Annotated in this window: 13 protein-coding genes; 12 read left to right on the forward strand and 1 reads right to left on the reverse strand. The window is 71.4% G+C overall.

Translation table 11 applies throughout. The features are described from left to right. Positions 1-8 precede the first annotated feature (8 nt). The 12 genes from atpC (at position 9) to rosag_RS12460 (ending at position 20307) form a co-directional block, all read left to right on the forward strand. On the forward strand, positions 9-272 hold the full coding sequence (atpC, locus tag rosag_RS12405; RefSeq protein ID WP_284350461.1) for an ATP synthase F1 subunit epsilon: 264 nt from the start codon (positions 9-11) through the stop codon (positions 270-272). 564 nt (positions 273-836) lie between these two features. Next, entirely contained in the window at positions 837-3944 is a 3108-nt protein-coding gene (locus tag rosag_RS12410; RefSeq protein WP_284350462.1) for a SusC/RagA family TonB-linked outer membrane protein, read from the forward strand. Between the two features lie 10 nt (positions 3945-3954). Then, on the forward strand, positions 3955-5364 hold the full coding sequence (locus rosag_RS12415) for a RagB/SusD family nutrient uptake outer membrane protein (RefSeq protein ID WP_284350463.1): 1410 nt from the start codon (positions 3955-3957) through the stop codon (positions 5362-5364). Positions 5365-5772: 408 nt separating this feature from the next. Beyond that, entirely contained in the window at positions 5773-8874 is a 3102-nt protein-coding gene (locus rosag_RS12420; protein WP_284350464.1) for a SusC/RagA family TonB-linked outer membrane protein, read from the forward strand. A gap of 26 nt (positions 8875-8900) precedes the next feature. After that, on the forward strand, positions 8901-10352 hold the full coding sequence (locus rosag_RS12425) for a hypothetical protein (protein ID WP_284350465.1): 1452 nt from the start codon (positions 8901-8903) through the stop codon (positions 10350-10352). Between the two features lie 192 nt (positions 10353-10544). Beyond that, positions 10545-11288, forward strand: coding sequence for a hypothetical protein (locus rosag_RS12430; RefSeq protein ID WP_284350466.1), 744 nt, complete (start codon positions 10545-10547; stop codon positions 11286-11288). 146 nt (positions 11289-11434) lie between these two features. Next, entirely contained in the window at positions 11435-12151 is a 717-nt protein-coding gene (locus rosag_RS12435) for a hypothetical protein (RefSeq protein ID WP_284350467.1), read from the forward strand. 131 nt (positions 12152-12282) lie between these two features. Then, positions 12283-12684, forward strand: coding sequence for a response regulator transcription factor (locus tag rosag_RS12440; protein ID WP_284350468.1), 402 nt, complete (start codon positions 12283-12285; stop codon positions 12682-12684). Positions 12685-13684: 1000 nt separating this feature from the next. Then, the gene (locus tag rosag_RS12445; protein WP_284350470.1) at positions 13685-17041 is read left to right on the forward strand and encodes a SusC/RagA family TonB-linked outer membrane protein; all 3357 of its coding nucleotides are present in this window, start codon (positions 13685-13687) and stop codon (positions 17039-17041) included. A 114-nt stretch (positions 17042-17155) separates the two neighbouring features. Further along, complete coding sequence (locus tag rosag_RS12450) at positions 17156-18775, forward strand: RagB/SusD family nutrient uptake outer membrane protein (RefSeq protein WP_284350471.1); 1620 nt, start codon at positions 17156-17158, stop codon at positions 18773-18775. Between the two features lie 66 nt (positions 18776-18841). Beyond that, entirely contained in the window at positions 18842-19369 is a 528-nt protein-coding gene (locus rosag_RS12455) for a hypothetical protein (protein WP_284350472.1), read from the forward strand. 86 nt (positions 19370-19455) lie between these two features. Next, complete coding sequence (locus rosag_RS12460; protein WP_284350473.1) at positions 19456-20307, forward strand: DUF4397 domain-containing protein; 852 nt, start codon at positions 19456-19458, stop codon at positions 20305-20307. Between the two features lie 75 nt (positions 20308-20382). Here rosag_RS12460 and rosag_RS12465 read toward each other — a convergent pair whose 3' ends face one another. Then, positions 20383-20955: a hypothetical protein gene (locus rosag_RS12465; protein ID WP_284350474.1), complete on the reverse strand. Its 573-nt coding sequence runs from the start codon at positions 20953-20955 to the stop codon at positions 20383-20385. Positions 20956-21094 lie beyond the last annotated feature (139 nt).

Consider the following 21094-nt stretch of genomic DNA (forward strand, 5'->3'; position numbering starts at 1 on the left):
GGCCAGCCGTGATCAAGGTCTCGGTGATCTCGCCGGAGCGCGTCCTGTTCGAGGGCGAGGTGGACGCGCTCGTGGCGCCGGCGTTCGACGGCGAGGTGGGGATCCTCAGCGGCCACGCGCCGATGATGACCCTCCTCGGCCGCGGCGAGCTGCGGCTCGGCGCGGGAGCGGCGGCGCGCCGCTTCAGCGTCGCCGGCGGCTTCCTGCAGGTGGTGGACGACCAGGTGCGCGTGGTCACCGAGCAGGCGTCGGAGCTGACCGCCGCGCGCTGAGCCGGCGCACGACAGCAGGACGGAACGGAGCGGGGCCCGGGCGCGTTGCGCGCCCGGGCCCCGCGTGCGTTGCGGATGCGTCGTGGCGCGCGTGCAGGGACGAACGGTTCGGCGCGCACATCTTCCGTACGAATACGGAACTTGCGCGCGATGCCGGGGGCTGGCGAGCTTGCGCGCCCGCTCGACATCCCGCCGTTCCTCCGGCCGCCATCGGCAGCAACCTGGCGCCGGATCCCGCCGCCTGTGGCACGTACAGCGCCCGTACCGGGCCGCTCGTAAACCATTCACTGCTGAGATGTGACCGGTCGCCGCGACCACGGGTCCACCCGTAAGCCGCGTGCGTCTCGTCATCGTTTCCGCACGCCGCATCCCGGTCCGCCCTCGTGCGGATCCTTCAAGACCGAGTCGTTCCGCTCTCCGCCCACCGATGGGCTCGAGGGCGGTGACACACGCCGGACCGCGCGCGCGCCCACCGGGGCCCGCGGGGTCGCGGCGCTATAGAAGGACAGGACTTTCTCCTGTCCGGTTCCGCCTTCCGATTTGGGGTGCACGGAGGATGAAGACATGATGCGTGGTACGAAGTGGGCGTTCGCGCTGGTGCTCGGCGCGGCGACCGCACCGACGATGGTCGCGGCGCAGGACGCGTCCACCGGGATCGTCACCGGCAAGGTGACCGATGCCGCCAACGGCCGCCCGATTCCGTCGGCGCAGGTGCAGATCGTCGGCACGTCGCTCGGCGCCCTCACGAACGACCAGGGCACGTACACCATCCGCGCCGTGCCGGCGCGCACGGTGACGGTGCGCGCGCTCCGCGTCGGCTATGCCGAGCGCTCGGGCACCGTCGCGGTGACGGGCGGGCAGACGGCGACGCTGAACCTCGTCATGAGCTCCTCGGCGGTCTCGCTGACGCCGGTCGTGACGACGGCGACGGGCGAGCAGCGCCGCGTCGAGGTGGGCAACGCCGTCGCGACGGTCGATGCCGCCAAGGTCGTCGAGCAGTCGCCGGTCGCGAACATCAACGACCTGCTGAACTCGCGCGCTCCCGGCGTGCAGCTCCAGACGAGCGGCGCGACGGGCGCCGGCGCCCGTATCCGCATCCGCGGCACGAACTCGCTGTCGCTGTCGAACGATCCGGTCTACATCGTCGACGGCGTGCGCATCGAGGCCTCCTCGAACGGTGGCCGCGCGCAGTCCCTCGGCGTCGGCGGCACGGTGACGAGCCGTCTGAACGACATCAACCCCGAGGAGATCGAGAACATCGAGGTGATCAAGGGCCCGTCGGCGGCGACGCTGTACGGCACCGACGCCGCCAACGGCGTCATCGTGATCACCACGAAGAAGGGCCGCGCCGGCCGTCCGCAGTGGACGGCGTACACCGAGCAGGGCGGGATCCGCTACCTCCAGGACTTCCCGACCAACTTCTCGGCGTTCGGGACGAACATCGCGACGGCGGCCAACGGCACCGTGACGCGCACGCCGACCACGACGTGCTTCCTGACCGCGGTCGCGGCCGGCACCTGCACGCGCGACAGCCTGACGACGCTGAACATCCTGAAGGACAAGGATCTCACGATCTTCGGCACGGGCTACCGCAACCAGTACGGCCTGCAGCTCGGTGGCGGCAGCGAGGCGGTGCGCTACTTCGTCGCCGGTGAGCTCGAGGGCGAGCGCAGCCCGCTGCAGCTCCCCGAGTTCGAGCGCACGCGCCTGAACCAGCTCGGCCGCGGGATCGCGGAGATCGTCGACCGGCCGAACCAGATGGAGAAGAAGTCGGCGCGCATCAACCTGAACGCGTCGCCGACCTCCAAGCTCGACTTCGGCCTCCAGACGTCGTACATCGACCTGGATCAGCGGCTGCCGAACCTGGACAACAACCTGTTCAGCCCCTTCGCGCAGGCGCTCTTCGGCTTCGGCTACCGCACGACGGGCGTGACGACGACGGGCGCGACGCTGAACGGCTACCGCAACTTCACGCCGGCCGACATCTTCGAGGAGTCGTACACGCAGGCCGTCAACCGCGTGCTGACGGCGGCGAACGCGAACTTCCGCCCGACGGACTGGCTCTCGTCGCGCGCGAACGTCGGCGTCGACTACATCGGCCGCCGCGAGACCGACATCTGCCGCTTCGCGACCTGCCCGGACAACGGCACGACGCGCCTCGGCTACTCGGTCGACAGCCGCAGCGAGATCTTCCAGTACACGAGCGACGTCAACGCGACGGCCTCGTTCCAGCCGCTCGAGACGCTCGGCTCGAAGACGACGTTCGGCGGCCAGTACATCCGCAACGTGTACACGCGCGGGCAGTCGACGGGCGTGACGCTGCCGCCGGGTGGCGTGACGCCGCCGGCCGGCTCGGTGCAGTCGGTCGCCGCGACGAACGACGAGACGCGCACGCTCGGCTTCTTCGTCGAGCAGGCGCTGGCCTGGCGCGAGCGGCTGTTCATCACGGCCGCGATGCGCTACGACGACAACAGCGCGTTCGGCGCCGACTTCAGCGGCGTGGTCTACCCGAAGGCGAGCTTCTCGTGGCTCGTGTCCGACGAGTCGTTCTTCCCGAAGCCGGCGTGGCTGGACAACCTGCGCATCCGTTCGGCCCTCGGTGAGTCGGGCGTCCGCCCGGGCACCAACGACGCGCTGCAGTTCCTGACGGGCGGCCGTGAGGCGACCGCGCGTCTGGCCGCGGCCGACCTGCCGGGCCTGACGCTCAACGCGCCGGGCAACCCGAACCTCAAGCCCGAGACGACCCGCGAGTTCGAGGGCGGCCTCGAGGCCTCGTTCTTCGGCAACCGCCTGAACACCGAGCTGACGTACTACAACAAGGAGTCGCGCAACGCCCTCATCGCGCGCATCCTGCCGCCGTCGCTCGGCACCGGCGCGACGACGCGCTTCGAGAACCTCGGCTCGGTGACGAACAAGGGCCTGGAGGCGCTGATCAACGCGCAGCTCGTGCAGCGTCGCGCGTTCGGCTGGGACCTGACGATCAGCGGCTCGCAGAACTCGAACAAGCTCGTCGACCTGGGCGGCGTGCCGCCGCAGATCGGCGCGACGATCCAGCAGCGCGCGGGCTTCCCGCTGAACGGCTACTGGCAGCGCCCGTACACGTACTCGGACGCGAACGGCGACAACATCATCGTCGCCAGCGAGGTCACGGTCGCCGACTCCGCGCAGTTCATCGGCTACTCGATCCCGAAGCGCGAGATCACGTTCACGAACGGGTTCGACCTGTTCAACCGCCGCTTCCGCATCCAGGCGCTCGTCGACTACAAGGGCGGCCACTACCTGTACAACAACACCGAGCGGTTCAAGTGCGGTGACGCCACGAACTGCCGCGGGCGCCTCGATCCGACCGCGTCGCTGGCCGAGCAGGCCCGCGCCGTCGCCGGCTTCACGGTCCCGGCCGCGCAGCGCACGCTGGTGGGCTACATGGAGAAGGCGGACTTCGTCCGCTTCCGCGAGCTCTCGGCCACGTTCACCGCGCCGGACGCGTGGGCCTCGCGCTTCCTGCGGGCGCGCGGCCTGAGCGCCACGCTCGCGGCCCGCAACCTCGCGCTCTTCACGGACTACACGGGCATGGACCCGGAGAGCTCGTACGGCCAGACGGACGCCCCGAACGACTTCCTGACGGTTCCGCCGCCGTCGTACCTGTCCCTGCGGCTGAACGTCCGGTTCTGAGGTGTCTTCCGTGCCTATTCCCGCATTCCAGATGAAGAATCGCATGCTGCATCACCGCGCCAGCCAGCTGGCCCGCCGGTTCGCGGTCGTCGCGACCGTCTGCGCCAGCGGCGTGGCGGCCGCCTGCAACCCGAGCGAGGTCCTCGATGTCGTCGATCCCGACATCATCGCTCCCGAGCAGGTGAACGACTCGGCCGGCGCCGAGGCGCTCCGCATCGGCGCGCTCGCGCGCTTCAACGGCGCGACCAGCGGCCTCGCCCTCTCGGGCAACGAGGGGCTGTTCATCCTCAGCGGCACGCTGGCCGACGAGCTCCGCTCGTCGGACACGTTCGTGCAGCGTGACGAGACCGACGCGCGCGGCATCTCGCTCAGCAACGCGAACCTGAACACGGCGATCCGCGACGCCCAGCGCGCGCGGCTCTCCGCGGCACAGGCCAAGCGGGCGCTCCTCAAGTACGCCGTCAGCCGGAAGTCGCAGGCCGCCGAGATGCTGTTCGTCGAGGCGTACATGGAGAACCTGATGGCGGAGACGCTCTGCAGCGGCCTCACCTTCAGCGACTTCATCGAGGGCGCCGAGTCGCTGGGTGAGCGCAACACGACCGTGCAGGCGCTGCAGCGCGCGCTCGCGCACGCCGACTCGGCGATCGCGCTGGCGACCGGCACCGACGCCCTCGCGGGCACGGTGCGCAACGCCGCCGCGGTCACGAAGGGGCGCATCCTGATCAACCTCGGCCGGTTCGCGGAGGCCGCCACGGCGGTCGCCTCGGTGCCGACGACCTTCGTGCTGACCGCGGAGCAGTCGCAGACGAGCCGTGACAACGCCGCCTGGTCGTGGATCAACAACCAGCGCCGCTTCACGGTCGTCGACAAGGAAGGGACGAACGGCCTGGACTTCATCACGGCCAACGACCCGCGCGTCCCGGTCGCGGCGCGCGTCGCGAACGGCGGGTTCGACGCCAACGTCGACCTGTACCGCCAGAACCTGTACCCGACGCGCGAGACGAGCTTCCCGCTCATCACGGGCATCGAGGCGCGGCTGATCGAGGCCGAGGCGGCGCTGCAGGCCAACAACCCGACGCTCTTCCTGAGCAAGCTCAACGACCCCCGCTCGGCCAACCGCACCCTGGGCGCGGTGACGGTCACGCCGGCGCAGCTGCCGGCGCTGGCGGACCCGGGCAACCAGACGGCGCGCGTGGACCTGCTGTTCCGCGAGCGAGCGTTCTGGATGTACCTCACCGGCCACCGCCTGGGCGACCTGCGCCGCCTCGTGCGCCAGTACAACCGCCCGGCGAACTCGGTCTATCCGACCGGGGCGTGGCTCGCGGGCACCGGCAACTACGGGACGGACGTGAACCTCCCCGTCACGCAGGCCGAGGAGAACAACCCGAACTTCACCGGTTGCATCGACCGCAACGCGTGAGGACGGGCCGGGCCGTGGGACGAGTCGGACGCTTCGTCCCACGCCCCCACGTCTGGACCCTGGAAGCGGGGGCGAGCCACGGCTCGCCCCCGCTTCGCGTTCGTCCCGTCCCGCAACGCGTGGACACCGATTCTTCACAAGTTGCCCGTGACCTCCGCGCCTCACGCGTGGGTCTGCATCCTCGGGAACGCAGCCCTTGCCGAACGTCGTGCACGGCTAGAGACTGGCTGCGTTCCGGTCCGGCGCCCGCCTCCTGAGGCTGGTGCCACCCGGCCATCGGTGACGTCCAGCATCCGCGTCGCCGACACGCCAGTCGCGGGCGCCCGCCAGGGCACCCACTCGGGGCGCCGACCGTCGGCGTCCGCACCATCGGTCACCCGTCGTGCGGGGAGCGCGGAGGAAAGTGAGATGAGACGTGTAATGCAGTGGCTGTTCGGGCTGCTGGTGGTCGGCGCTGCGCCGCTCTCCGCCCAGCAGACCGGCGTCATCTCGGGACGCGTGACCGACGCTGCCAGCGCCGCGCCCGTCCCGTCGGCGCAGGTGCAGGTCGTCGGCACCAACCTCGGCGCACTGACCGACGCGCAGGGGCGCTACACGATCCGCGCGGTCCCGGCGCGCGCCGTCACCGTGCGCGTGCTGCGCGTCGGCTACCAGGAGCAGTCGCGGCCGGCGACGGTCGGCGCGGGGGCCACGCTGACCGTCGACATCGCGCTGCGGCAGGCATCGGTCAGCCTGACGCCGGTCGTGACCACGGCCACGGGAGAGATCCGGCGCGTCGAGATCGGCAACGCCGTCGCGACGATCGACGCGGCGAAGGTGGCCGAGACGGCGCCGATCTCCAGCCTGTCCGACATGCTCAACTCGCGCGCGCCCGGCGTGTCGGTGCAGAGCGGGACGCAGGCGGGGACCGGTGCCCGCGTCCGCATCCGCGGCAACAACAGCCTGTCGCTGAACAACGACCCGATCTACGTCATCGACGGCGTCCGGATGACGAGCAACCAGGGGAGCATCAGCTTCGGCACGAACGGCAACAACCCGAGCCGGGTGCAGGACCTCAACCCGGACGAGGTCGAGAACATCGAGATCGTGAAGGGGCCGTCGGCGGCGACGCTCTACGGCACCGACGCGGCCAACGGCGTCATCGTCATCACCACGAAGAAGGGCCGCGCCGGCGCGCCGCGGTGGACGGTGTACGGCGAGGGGGGCCTGATCAAGGACCTGAACAACTACACCACGAACTACACGATCGCCGGCCACTCGCCGGGCTCGACGGCGTACCGTGAGTGCGCCCTGCCGCTCATCTCGGCGGGGACGTGCATCATGGACAGCGTCCGCGTGTACAGCCCGCTGCACGATCCCGACGCGACGCCGCTCGGCACCGGTCATCGGAGCCAGGTCGGCGGCCAGGTGTCCGGCGGCAGCGAGATGGTCCGCTACTTCATCTCGGCAGAGCGCGAGGACGAGACCGGGCTGCTCGAGCTGCCGGACTTCGAGCGCCGCCGCATCGACTCGATCGGCGCGACGCTGCACGAGTGGACCGAGCGTCCGAACGTGCTCGGGAAGAACAGCGTCCGCACGAACCTGAACGCCGCGCTGACGCCGAAGCTCGACGTCGGGCTGAACGTCGGGTTCGTGAACAGCCAGGCGCGCTTCTCGCTCGAGTCGAACGCGACCGCCGGGCTCGGGTCGCACCTGTTCGGTGGTCCGGGCTACAAGAACAACGGCACCATCTCGACCAGCGGCAACATCCCCGTGCCGGCCGGCACGCCGCTGAACGGCTACCGCGCGTGGACGCCGGCGTTCTCGTGGGCCGAGAAGCGCGGGCAGGAGATCAATCGCCTGATCGGCGCGGCGAACATCCAGTTCCGGCCGACGACCTGGCTCTCCACGCGGGCGAACATCGGCAACGACTTCACGGCGCGCACCGACGAGAACATCCGGTACCGCGGCGACGGGCCGCCGATCACCGCGATCTACCGCGACGGCTTCAAGGGGAACGCGCGCACGAGCCTGCGCAACCTCTCCGCCGACCTGGCGGCGACCGCGTCGGCGAACCTGACGTCGTGGGCGAACTCGAAGACGACGCTCGGCACGCAGTACGTCAACTACAAGCTGGACCAGAACAGCGCGACCGGCACCCAGCTCTCGCCGGGCGGCCAGACGGCAGGCTCCGGCGCGACGCCGAACGCCACGGAAGCCACGACGATCCAGAAGACGCTCGGCATCTTCCTCGAGGAGGCCGTGGCGATCCGTGAGCGGCTGTTCCTGACGGCTGCCGTGCGCACGGACCAGAACAGCGCGTTCGGGACGAACTTCCAGCGCGTCTTCTATCCGAAGGCGAGCGTGTCGTGGATCCTCTCCGACGAGTCGTTCTTCCCGCAGATCGACTTCATGGACCTGTTCCGGATCCGCGCCGCGTACGGCGCCTCCGGCGTGCAGCCTGGGTCGAACGACGCGCTGCGCACGTTCGCGACGCAGACGCCGAACGTCCGCCTCGTCGACCAGCCCGGCCTCACCTACGACGCCGTCGGCAACACGAACCTGCGCCCCGAGCGGACCAGCGAGTTCGAGGGCGGGTTCGAGGCGCGCCTCTTCAACAGCCGCGCGACGATCGACCTGACGTACTACCGGAAGCGCACCAAGGACGCGCTCATCGACGCCATCGTCCCGCCGTCGGTCGGCGCGGCGGCGGACGTGCGCCAGAACCTCGGCGCGGTGCGCAACAGCGGCTGGGAGATGCTGCTGACGGGCCAGCTGATCGACCGCCGCGCGGTGGCGTTCGACATCACGCTGAACGGCTCGATCAACGACAACGAGCTGGTGAGCCTCGGGAACACGCCGCCGCAGATCGGCACGTCCACGCGCGCGGTGGAGGGCTACCCGCTGTTCGGCTTCTGGGCGCAGCCGATCACCGGCTGGGACGACAAGAACAAGGACGGCATCCTCACGTACAACGCGAACCCGGCGCTCAACGAGGTGTTCGTCGGCGACTCGGCGATCTTCCGCGCCTACAGCTCGCCGCGCTACATGGCGACGCTGACGCCCGGGCTCGACCTGTTCAACCGGCGCTTCCGCCTGCAGGGGCTGTTCGACTACCGCGGTGGGAACCGGTACTACAACAACACCGAGCGCATCCGGTGCGTCAGCCGCCAGAACTGCAACGGCCTGATGAACCCGAAGGCGTCGTTCGAGGAGCAGGCGATGGTCGTCGCGACGCGCGACCACCCGTCGAAGACGCTCGACGGCTTCTACCAGCCCGGCGCGTTCGTCAAGCTGCGCGAGGTCGCGGCGACCTTCACGGCCTCCCCGGAGTTCGCCCGTCGCTTCGTCCGTGGGCGCACGTTCAGCGTCACCGCCTCGGGGCGTAACCTGGCCCTGTGGACGAACTACCGTGGTGCCGATCCGGAGACCGACTACACGGCGAGCGAGGCGGGCGAGAACACGCCGTCCGACTTCCAGACGGTCGCCCCGCCGAGCTACTTCGTCATCCGCCTCAACGTCGGCTTCTGACGCCGAATCGTAAGGAGCCCAACGAGATGAGATCTATTTTCAACGGGCGCCGTCGGCGCGCGACCGCCACGCTGACGGCGGTCGCGGCCGCGACGGTCCTGCACGGCTGCAGCGACACGGCCGACACGCTGCTCGAGGCGATCGACCCCGACGTCATCAACCCGGCCGCCACGCAGTCGTCGGAAGGCGCGCAGGCGCTCTACATCGGGTCGTTCCACCGGCTGCGCGTCGCCCTCCTCGGCAACACCGACACGAGCGGCGACTACGTGTGGAGCGGCCTCCTCGCCGACGAGTGGTCGACCAGCTCGACGTTCATCCAGAACGACGAGTTCGACCAGCGGAAGATCGTCGACAACAACTCGGCGGCGACGGCTCTCTACCGGAACCTCAACCGCGTCCGCACGGCCGCCAACCAGGCGATCCCCGTGCTGCGCGAGTTCCGGCCGGCGGAGCAGTGGAAGATCGCCGAGATGTACCTGCACCGCGGGCTGGCCGAGATGCAGATGGCGCAGGACTTCTGCAACGGGATGCCGATCAGCGACGGCACGCTCCCCGAGTACGTCGAGGGCCTCGGCCAGCCGCAGTCCGTGGCCCAGGTGTTCCAGCGCGCCGTCGCGTCGTTCGACTCGGCGCTCGCGCTGGCGTCGGGTACCGACGCGAACAACCTGCTCGTGGCGCGCGGGGCGCGCGTCGGGAAGGCGCGCGCGCTCCTCGGCCTCGGCAACGACAAGGCTGCCGAGGCGGCGGCGCTCGTCACCGCGGCCAACGTGCCGACGAACTACGCGTACGAGCAGACGTTCACGCTGACGGCGGGCACGAACAACATCTGGGGGCAGAACGCGAGCAGCCGCCGCTTCACCGTCGGCGACAGCCTCGAGGGCAATGCGCGGAACCTGCGCGTGGCCAACGCCATCCCGTTCTTCTCGGCGCGCGACCCGCGGCTCCCGGTGGTGTACACGGTCTCCTCGAACGGGCGCGACACCACCAAGGCGCAGGACGGCTTCACCTTCTCGCGGACGACCAACCTGTACGGGCAGCTCACGACCGTGCACCTGCTGAGCGGGCTCGACGCGCGACTGGTCGAGGCTGAGGCGCGACTGATCGCGAACGATTTCGCGGGGATGACGACGATCCTCAACGCCCTCCGCGCGGCGCCGCCGCAGTATGGCGCGTTCGGTCAGCAGGGCGGGCCGGCGGCGCTCACGGCCGCACAGCTGCCGCCGCTCACGGCGCCGACCACCCGCGACGCCGCCATCGATCTGTACTTCCGCGAGAAGGCGTTCTGGACGTTCAGCCGCGGCCAGCGGCTGGGCGACCTGCGTCGGCTCATCCGCTTCTACGGGCGCACGGCGGCGAACACGTTCCCGACGGGCACGCACTACCGCGGCGGCGTGTACGGGACCGACGTCAACATCCCGATCACGACGCAGGAGCTGACGAACCCGAACTTCAAGGGCTGCACCGACCGCAACGCCTGACGGCAGTGAGCCCGCGCGCCCGGCGCGCGGGAAGCGACGGGGAGGGCGCACACGACGTGCGCCCTCCCCGTCGCGCGTTCGGGCCGATCGTCGCCGCGGACCGCGCACCCCGCGGGTCGCACGGCCCTTGCACGAGCGCACGGCGCGTCGCCCCACGATCCGCGGACGGCGTACCGACCCGCGTTCCACACCATGCCCGATCGCACGTCCCGCTTCACGGCCGCCGCCGCCGTGCTGCTCGCGCTCGTCGCCGGCGACCCCCTCGGCGCGCAGCTGCCCGGCATTCCCACGGCGCCGGGCGCCTTCATCCGCCCCGGCGTCGCGCTGGCGGCCAACCTCGGCTTCGAGCAGCGCGCCATCCTCGAGGTGGGCGCGGGAGGCACCAGCCGGCGCACGCGCGCGACGTACGGGGGCGCGGCGGCGTTCGCGCCCGCGGCCGGGCGCTGGCAGCTCGCCGGCGGCTTCGCGGCGCAGACGTGGGGGGACGGCTACCGCGATCCGGCGACTGCCTTCGGCGGGCGCGCGTCCTGGGCCGTCGTGCGCGGCGCGCGGCTTGGCGTCGCGGCGATCGGCGGCATCGGCTTCGCCCGCGCCCGGCTCGACGCACCCGCGGACCCGGCGGTCGCCGACAGCGACGACGTGGTCCTCATGCGGCAGGTGCCGCTGGGCGCCGCGGTCGGGGTGCGCGGCGCGTTCGGCGCCCGGGCGTGGGCGCTCTCGCTGGCGCCGCAGTACGTCTGGTACCGGCTCTCGTACGGCGAGGACGCGGTGAGCGCCTCGCGCGCCCGCGTCGGCGTCGTGGCCGAGGCGGCCCTCACGCCGCGGCTCGGTGTGTCCCTAGCTTTGGAGGACGGCGCGCGCGCGGCCGGTGGCGAGCCGGGGCCGCGCGGCACCACCGTCGGCGTCGCGGTGTCGTTCGCGCTGGGCGGACGCTAGCGCGCGGGCGCGCGCCGGCGCGCGAGCGCGCGGACCCGACGCACGTCACGTCGCGTCCGCGCGCGCCCGATCAGGTTGCACGGCCTCCTGCGCCACCCGCGACGCGGGGGCGCGTTTCCGTATCCTCACGTTCACCGCACCACGCCATGTCCGTTCGTCCTCCGTCGTCCGTCCCCGCGTCCCGCCGCCGTGGCGGCGTCGCCGTGCTGGCTGCCCTCGCGGCGCTCGTCGCGTCGCCCGCCGCGCGCACGGCGGCCGCGCAGAGCTGGTTCACGCCGTCGTTCCAGCCGCCGCAGGTCTCGACGCGCGACTTCACGCTGGGGGTGTCCGCCAACGCCGGCACGGCGGCGCTCTTCCAGTGGCGCGAGGGGATCGACGCGAACTCGCACTTCGGGCTCGAGGGCGGGCTCGTGGACTCGGACGGCAGCGGCGGCACGAAGCTGCTGGTGGGCGGCTCGTACGCGTACCAGCTGACGCGCGCGACGGCCGACCAGCCGCTCGCGCTCCTGTTCACGGCGGGTGCGGGGCTGGCGGTCGGTGACGGGCCGGACCTGTTCCGCATCCCGGTCGGCGTCTCGGTCGGCCACCGCTTCGCCCTCGACGGCGGCATGGCGATCACGCCGTACGTGCATCCGCGCCTGTCGCTCGACCTGGTGACGGGCGTGGACGACGACGCCGACAACACCGACCTGTCGATCGACTTCGACATCGGCGCCAGCTTCGAGATCACGCGGCAGCTCGCGCTGCGCGGCAGCCTGGTCGTGAGCGGCGGCCGCTTCTCGGACGACGTGGGCTTCGGGCTGGGCCTGACGATCACGCCGCAGGGCCTCCGCAGCGCCGGGCTGCGCACCGCGCGCCGCTGAGACACAGCCTTCGCGGCGTCACCGGCCATCGCGCCCGCGCGGGCCGTCGTCGCGCCGGGGGATGGCGTACTCCTTGCCCCGGTCGCGGTCGGCGGCCCTCCGCCCGTCCCACTCCTCAGCCGCCTCGTCCGATGTCCGACGCTGCGCCACGTCCGCCGATCCTGGTCGTGGACGACAACCACGACAACACGGAGATCATCGCGCGCTACCTCGGCGTGCGTGGATATCCGATCACCGTCGCGCACTCGGGCGACGAGGCGCTGGCGCTGTTCGAGCAGGTGCGGCCGTCGCTCGTGCTGCTGGACGTGATGATGCCGGGGCGCGACGGCTGGGACGTCTGCCGGCTGATGAAGCAGCATCCCGTGCTCGGCCGCCGCGTGCGGGTCATCATGGTGACCGCGCTGGACGAGTGGGACGACAAGCGGCAGGCGATCCAGACCGGGGCGGACGACTACGTCACCAAGCCGTTCGACCTGCCGGGGCTGGCGGCGAAGGTGGAGCGGAACGCCGCGCTGGTGGCGGCCGCGAGCTGACCCCCACGTCGCGCGGCGTCGCAGAACGGGGCAGGGCCGGTGCGCGCGGGTGCGCGCACCGGCCCTTTTCGCGTGCCGGACTCCGGTCGATCCGGGGCGGCTGTGACGGTCCGGACGCCGCTGTCGACTCCGCCGCGCCGCCTGTTTCGGACGGCAAGGCCGCAGGGGTGAGCCGCAGCAGGGCGGGGCAGGCCGTGGTGGAAGCGTGACGAGAACGTATGACGACTTGCCAACCGCTGTTCCGCGACTAATGTGACCCCGGCGCGCATGCGCGGGTCTGCACCCCCGGCGACCCACATGCCCGACCGCCGTCCGTCCGCCCTCCCGACGCCGGCGTCGACCGCACCCTCGTCATTCCGCTCGTTCGGCTGCGACCCATCGGGGGCGCGCCGCGGGCATTCGTTCAGGTAGTGATCCGTCCTCCTCGATCCTTCGCGATCGAGCGACGGGTGGTCCGATAGAGCGCGATCGCCATTCGCACGCCGCGAGGTGCCCACTTGTGGGCGCGCTACGCGGGGCGTGTGGACGCGCACGCACACACCCTGAACACCGAGGTGCCGCAGTGCGGCCCCGCGGTCGTCTGGTCCATCGTCGCGCGTCGCGCGGCGGGATCCGCGCCGCGTGCCGCCGTCGTGAATGCTCGTTCCGTCCGCTGTGCGTCCCGCGCGACCGGTGCTGGCTCTCCCGGTCGGTGGGTGCTCGAGACGTCGCGGCCCGCGAGGACGCCGCCGGGGCTCCCCAACGCCCCGCGCACGACCGGTTCGACACACGGTTCGACACCGGTCTCCCGCCTACGGTTGCCTCGACGTTCGAGTTTCACGCTGGCTCCGGGGAGCGCCCCCATCTCGCTCCCGATCGCCGGCCGTCGCGGGTTCGCGGTCCCGCGTCACTCCGAGCTCGTCGCCCTTCCCCGGGGCGGCGCCCCAACCGCCGTTCGTTTCGTCGAACCCTCAGGCCCCGAGGATCCCCCATGATGAGGACGAGTTGGTCCCGAGGAGTCGTGACGCTCAGTGCAGCGGCATGTCTCCTCACCCTCGCCGCCGGTACCGCGCACGCGCAGGCAGCAGCCGGCGCCGCGATCGTCACCGGCCGCGTGACCACCGAGGATGGCACGCCGCTCCAGGGCGCCAACGTTTACATCACCGAGATGGCGCTGTCGGTGGGGACGGGCCCCTCGGGCGTCTACACCATCAACGTCCCGGCGGCGCGCGTCAGCGGGCAGGCGGTCCAGCTCCGGGTGCGCTCGGTCGGCTTCGCGCCGCAGGCGCGCGCGCTGACCCTCACGGCGGGCACGCAGACGGTCAACTTCTCGCTCAAGCGCGACGCCCTCCGCCTGACCGAGGTCGTCGTCACGGGCGTCTCCGAGGCCACGGAGCAGGTCCGCACGCCGTTCACCGTGCAGCGCGTCGACACCGCGCAGATGCCGGTCGTCGGCCAGAGCGCGATCTCGCAGCTGCAGGGCAAGGTGCCGGGCGCGAACATCGTCGCCAACACGGGCCGCCCCGGCGCCGCCCCGGTCGTGCTGATGCGCGGCCCGACGTCGATCAACGCCTCCGGCCGCAGCCAGCAGCCGCTCTACATCGTCGACGGCATCCAGCTCAACGGCTCCATCGCCGACATCAACCCGGCGGACATCGAGTCGGTCGAGATCGTGAAGGGTGCCGCGGCCGCGAACCTGTACGGCGCGCGCGCCGGCTCGGGCGTCATCAACATCACGACCAAGAGCGGCAAGAACGCCCGCGACGGCATCAAGTTCGGCTTCCGCACGGAGCTCGGCGCCGGCGAGATCCCGCGCGAGTTCTCGATCGCCAAGCGCCACAACCTGGCGATGGATCCGTCGTCGACGCTCTTCTGCTCGCGCGTCACGACCAACGGCTCGTCGTGCACGCAGCTGATCGACCTCGAGAAGGAGGTCCAGCGCGTCAACGAGGTGGCCGCGCCCAGCTCGCTCACGCCGCAGCTGTTCCTCAACGACGGCGGCATCGGCCTCACGCCGAGCTTCGGCATCCTGAGCGGCCAGTTCCAGACGAACCGCTGGAACGTCACGCGCAACGTCTTTGACGACTTCGTGACGCCGAACGCGTTCGCGAACACGAACGTCGACGTCCGCGGCCGCATCAACAACACGGGCGTGTACGGCAGCGTCGCGAACCTGACCAACCAGGGCTCGCTCCGCTACCTCGGCGGCTACTACCGCAACTCGGTCCGCGCCAACATCGACCAGCGGTGGCGCGACAACCTGAGCCTCGCGCTGCAGACGTTCTACAGCACGCAGCGCTCGCAGGGCGACAACCAGGACTTCGGCGGCGGCAACGGCTTCTTCCGCATCACGCGCATGCCGGCGTTCGCGCAGCTGACGCAGCGCGACGCGCTCGGCCGCCTCTACATCCGCACGGCGATCACGCAGCAGGGCGAGCAGAACGGCAACCCGCTCTACGACTTCGAGAACGCCAGCCAGACGTCCAAGGGCTCGCGCTTCCTCGGCGGCGCGACGCTCAAGTACGATCCGGTCGAGTGGGCGACGCTGGAGGGCAACTTCAGCTACGACCGCAACGTCGGCGACGCGGCGCAGGTCAACGACCTGGGCTTCCGCACCACGCTGCCCGGCCCCGCGAACCTCGGCTCGCTCGGCATGTCGTCCGGTGACGACCAGTCGATGAACTCGAGCGTCACGGGCACCGTGCGCAAGGCGTTCGGCGACCTGCGCACGTCGTTCAGCGCGCGCTACCTCTACGAGCAGCAGTACTCGACGGGCCTGAGCCTGAGCGGCAGCAACCTGGTCGTGCCGGGCCTCATCACGGCGGCCGCGGTCACCGACCAGAACTCGAAGGGCATCGGCTACGGCGAGTCGATCGTGCGCGGCCAGGCCGTCATGGGGTCGCTGCAGCTCGACTTCAAGGACCGCTACCTCCTGCAGGCGAACCTGCGCCGCGACGGCAGCTCGCTCTTCGGCGCCGACCAGCGCTGGGCGAACTTCCCCGGCGTGTCCGGCAGCTGGATCGTGTCGCGCGAGCCGTGGTGGTTCGCGGAGAACGCCCTGTCGCTGTTCAAGCTGCGCGCGGCCTACGGCCAGACGGGCCAGCGCCCGCGCTTCGACGCGCAGTACGCGACGTTCTCGATCGGCGCCGGCGGCGTGCTCTCCCCGACCACGCTCGGCAACCCGAACCTGAAGCCCGAGGTCCGCGCCGAGACCGAGGTGGGCATCGACCTCGAGTTCTTCAGCAAGGTCGGCCTGAACCTGACGTACGCGGTGAACAACATCACCGACCAGATCCTGCCGGTGCCGCTCACCACGGCGACGGGCTTCACGACCCAGTGGCAGAACGCGGGCACGCTGCAGAACAAGTCGTTCGAGGCGTCGCTCGACATCCCGTGGGTGAACCGCTCGAACTTCACGTGGTCGTCGCGCGTGATCTACGACCGGCTGCAGTCGAAGATCACGAAGCTCGGCGTCGCGCCGTTCACGGGCGGCCCGGGCCAGCAGGGCACCGAGGTGATGTTCAAGTTCGCCGAGGGCGAGCGCCTGGGCACGATCTACGGGCGCGACTTCGTGCGGAACTGCAACCAGCTGCCCGCGCCGTTCAACACGCAGTGCGGCGCCGGCCAGCCGTACCAGAAGAACGACGAGGGCTACATCGTGTGGGTCGGCGCCGGCAACACGCCGGGTGACGGCATCACGAAGAACCTCTGGCGCGCGCAGCTCCCGGGCGCGCAGGCGCCGTGGGGCAACATCCCGGGCACGGGCTCGACGTACCGCCTGAGCTGGGGCATGCCGATCCTGCTCCGTGACTCGGTCGGCGCGCCGGCCATCCTGCCGCTCGGCCAGACGCTGCCGAAGTACCGCTTCGGCATCACGCAGAACGTCCGCTACGGCAAGCTGACGCTGTACGGCCTGCTCGACGCGTCGATGGGCACGAGCATCTGGAACCAGGGCTATCACTGGTCGCTCGGCGACCTGCTCACGGGCGACGTCGACATGACGGGCAAGAGCCTCGAGGAGGCGAAGCCGGTGGGCTACTACTGGCGCGCGGGCCCGGGCACGGGCGGCAACGCCAGCGGCCTGGGTGGCTTCTACGACATCCTCGGGCCGAACGGCGAGACGGTGGAGGACGGGAGCTACATGAAGCTGCGCGAGCTGAGCCTGTCGTACCGTCTGGGCCGCGTGCTCAACACGGGCGACTGGACGGTCGGCGTGGTCGGCCGCAACCTCGCGATGTGGACGAAGGACTACCGCGGCTTCGACCCCGAGGTCGGCCTGCCGGGTGGGCCCCTGAACAACGCGGCGCTCAACGGCGTCGACCGGTTCACCTACCCGAACCAGCGCCAGGTCACGTTCTCGATCTCGAGCGCGTTCTGACGCCGACCGCCGCCTAGTCCTGGCGGCCCCCAGGTCCCGGTCCGTCCGGCCGCCCCGCGCGGCCGGACGCCACCGGAGGCCGGCCGCCTTCCGCCTCCGACCCATCCCAGACGAATGCGTCGCCGATTTCTTCCCCTCACGCTCCTCGGTGCGACGGCCCTCGCGGGCTGCGCGTCCGATCCCCTGAGCGTCGGCAACACCAGCGCCCCGACGGTCGAGTCGCTCCTCGGCTCCGCCTCGGGCACCGAGACGCTGATCTCGAAGCTCATGCAGAACGCCTTCGTGGGGCAGTACAACTCCACGGACGCCATGTGGCCGCAGATGCTCGTGATGTCGGGCGAGAGCGAGGCCACGGTCGCGAACTTCGGCATGCTCGCGCGCGGCGGCCTGCCGCGCGCGCTCATCGACAACACGCTCGGCAACGCGGTCGCCATCGGCAACAACCGCGACTTCTCGTTCCTCACGCGCGCCACGCGCATCGCGTCGCAGTCCATCAACGCGCTCGACGAGGCGAAGGCCAGCTTCCCGGTCGCCGACTACACGCGCACGCGCTCCTTCGCGTTCTTCGCGCTCGGCTACTCGCTGGGCCACATGGCGCTCGTGTACGAGAAGGCCGCGATCATCACGCCCGCGACCAAGGACGACGAGATCCCGGAGCTCTCGCCGGCGAGCGCCGTCTACACGACGGCGATGGCGATGCTCGACACGGCGCAGGCGCTCGCGTCCAGCGCCGCGGTCACCAGCGGCGCCGGCACGAGCATCCCGAACACGTGGCTCGCGACGTCGAGCGCGATCTCGATGCCGGACTTCGTCCGCATCGTGCGCAGCTACAAGGCGCGCCTGCGCGCCAACATGCCGCGCACGCCGGGCGAGATGAGCCAGGTCAACTGGACGGCGGTGCGCGACGACGCCACGAACGGCATCCGCACGAACCTCGTGGTGAACCTGTCGCCGGGCACGGGCTGGCAGGTGTCGTGGCTCAACCAGGCCGCGGTCGGCAGCTCGTGGCACCAGATGCCCTACTGGGTCATCGGCATGGCCGACACGACCGGCGCGTACGGCACGTGGCTGTCGACGGGCGTGACCTCGCGCGCGCCCTTTCTGATCCGCACGCCCGACAAGCGCTTCCCGCAGGGCGAGACGCGCGCGGCGCAGCAGTCGTTCCAGGACCCGATCATCCCGAAGGACACCGTCGTCTACTTCCGCAACCGCCCGACGGGCGCGGACGCGGTGGGCGGGCCGACCGGCGGGTCGCAGTACGACTTCTTCCGCTTCTACGACTACCGTCGCAACAACTCGACGGGATCGTGGCCGCTGCTCACGACGGCGGAGATCGATCTGCTGGCCGCCGAGGCGCACATCCGCCTGGGCAACATCGCCGCCGCGATCCCGCTGGTCGACAAGTACCGCGTGCGCGCCGGCCTGCCGGCGATCGGCGGGACGATCACGGCGCTCGGCCAGCCGGTGCCGGGTGGCAACGCCTGCGTGCCGCGGGTGATGATCGGCGGCTCGCTGCGCTGCGGCGACCTGCTGGAGGCGTTGAAGTACGAGAAGCGCCTGGAGACGACCTTCACGGGCTACGGCGTCTGGTACCTGGACGCGCGTCGCTGGAACGACCTCATCGTCGGCACGCCGCTCGAGTGGCCGGTGCCGTACCAGGAGACGGACGCCCGCAAGATGCCGACCGAGCGCAACACGCGTCAGGCGGCGGCGGGCAACACCTACGGCTGGTGACGTGACCGCCTCCGTCGGGGCCGGCCGCGAGGCCGGCCCCGCGGGGGGCGCGCACCCGATGTGACGATGTCGATGATTCGAAACGCTGCACGCTCCACCACTCCGTCCGCCGCACGCGTCGCGACGACCGCCCGCCTGGTGCGGGCGGGCACGCTCGCCGGCGCGCTGGGGCTGTCGACCGGCTGCTACACGACGCGCCCGATCCTGGGGATCCCCGACGCCGGCACGCCGGTGGTGGCGGCCCTCAACGACCGCGGCCGCGTCGCGATGGCCGACAGCCTCGGGCAGAACGTCGACCGGGTGGAGGGCACCGCGGTGCGCCGAGAGGGGGACAGCACGGTCATCCTCGCGGTCAACCGCGTGCGCTTCATCTCGGGCAACGAGAACCGGTGGAACGGCGAGCAGCTGACCTTCCGCGTCTCGTCGCTGCGCGGGTTCGAGGAGCGTCGCCTGTCGCGCGCGCGCACCGGTGCGCTGGTCGGCCTCTCGGTCGGCGCGCTCGTCGCCTTCATCGTCACCCGACAGCTGGTGTCGGGCGGCTCGGGTGGGGACCGCGATGGCGGCGGCACCCCCCAGCCACCCGCCGGCTCCTGATCCTCCTCGCTGGCCCGGCCCGTCGGCGCCCCGCGCGCCGCCCGGCCTCCTCGGCTTCTCCCATCTCGCTCATGGAGTTCGCTCGCATGCGCTTCCCTCGCTTCACGCTCCTCTCGCTCACCTTCGCTGCCGCGGCGCTCGCCGGGTGCGGCAAGGACGGGGCGGTGACGGAGGTCCGCCCGCCGCTGGCCGGCGTGCGCTACATCCACGCGGTGCCCGACACGGGGCGCCTCGACTTCAAGATGGTCGACCAGCTGGAGTACTCGGCCAACACGGTCGAGGGCTCGGGCGGCCTCACCTTCCGCACCGGCTCGCGCTACTACCCGACCGAGGCGAAGGCCCGGAAGATCAAGGTGTTCTCGTTCCAGGACTCGGCCGTCACGACGGTCCAGCAGGTGCTGACCGACACGACGATCACGTTCGAGGCGAACAAGAACTACACGCTGCTGTACGTCGGCAGCGCGCGCGGCACCGGCGCGGCGAAGGCCCGCTTCGTCGTCATCGAGGACACGCCGCCGGCCTCGGACGCGACCAACATCCACTACCGCTTCTTCAACGCCAGCGACGCGCCGATCAGCGGCTACGTGGGCGCGACGGCGGCGGTCAGCGGCACGCCGACCGTGGCCAGCGTCGCGGCGCGGACGGCGAGCGCGTACACGGCCCGCCCGGCGGGCGCCCTCGGCTTCGGCGTCTCGGCGGTCGGCAGCACGACGTCGCTCGGCACGATGGCGGCGGCGGCCGGCGCGGCCGGCACGGCCACGATCAACCCGCAGGCCGGCGCCACGGTGCCCGGCACCGCGTTCAGCGTCTACGCCTTCCCCGGCGCGGTCGCAGGCAGCGGCGCGGTCCGTGGCCTGTCGGCGGCGAACGCGACCGCGCTGCAGGCGCCAGCGATCAACATCTTCGTCGATCGCCTCCCGCCCAACACGGTGCAGTAAGCCACCGGCGAGCACGTGAAACGGGGGCCGGTCTCGTGAGAGACCGGCCCCCGTTCGCATGTCCGGAGCGCCCGGCTACTTCGCGAGCTTCGCGCGCACGGCCGTCGCGATGCGCTCCTCCAGCCGGCCCGTGGACGCGCAGCGCACGGGCTCCCCGCTGGTGAACACGGGCTTCGCGAGCCCCGAGACGACGGTCTTCACCTGCGTCCCCTGGCCGTCGGGCGCCGGCACGGCGACGGTCGCGATGTCGAGCGTGAGCTCGTAGCTGTCGGCGGCGTCGCGGCCATCGGCGGCGGTGCCGCAGGAGACGCTGCGCGCGGCGCGCTCCCCGCCCACCCGGTCGCGGAAGCGGGCGTTCTGACTGGCGATGCGCCGCTCGCTGGACACCAGCGTCGCCACCGGCAGCTTGAACTCCTCGTAGACCGCGGGGAGCACCGCGAACACGGCGTCGGGCGTGCCCGCGACGGTCGTGGCGCGCGCGAAGTCCTCGGTGACCGAGCGCAGCTGCATGCCCTGCACCCCGCCCGCGCCGGTGTCCACGGGGCGCGTGGTCTGGACGACCTCGGGGGAGGCGGACCGGCCGCTGGAGGCGCAGGCTGTGGTCAGGAGGACGAGCGCGAGCAGCGGGCGGTGGTGGGACGTCGGCATGCGGGGAGGGCAGGGCTGGAGGGTCGGGCCGGGAACATCGCGCGGGTCCGCGACGTCCTCCTGTGATCCAGGTGGTCGCGCGCGGTGCGTGTCGCCACTAGCGTGCAGCACGACCGCCGCGTGCGCCAGGGGGCCGGCC

Source organism: Roseisolibacter agri, assembly GCF_030159095.1.
Classification (GTDB): domain Bacteria; phylum Gemmatimonadota; class Gemmatimonadetes; order Gemmatimonadales; family Gemmatimonadaceae; genus Roseisolibacter; species Roseisolibacter agri.